The following is a 248-nucleotide window of genomic DNA, read 5'->3' on the forward strand; positions in this document are numbered from 1 at the left end:
TCAATATCGGGGCGATGTCGGGCTGGTTCCCGGGGACGGGGGTCACGCTTCCGCTCGTCAGTTACGGCGGGACGTCACTCATCATGACGATGGGCATTCTCGGAGTGCTCAGCAGCATCTCGATGCGAAACCGGCACCGGGAAGCGACAAGACGGGCTGAGATTCGTGAGAAATCAGCCGAAAATGTGCAAGGTTCATCGTTACATGTTGTCAGGTAAGAAGGTTCGAACTACTTAAATGGGGGGATT

Annotated in this window: 1 protein-coding gene; it reads left to right on the top strand. The window is 55.2% G+C overall.

The features are described from left to right. A partial coding sequence (locus ACSV5T_RS10200; protein WP_438321066.1) for an FtsW/RodA/SpoVE family cell cycle protein occupies window positions 1-218 on the top strand: 218 nt, incomplete at its 5' end. Between the last annotated feature and the right edge of the window lie 30 nt (window positions 219-248).

The organism is Veillonella sp. ZSJB6, assembly GCF_051549505.1.
Taxonomy (GTDB): domain Bacteria; phylum Bacillota; class Negativicutes; order Veillonellales; family Veillonellaceae; genus Veillonella.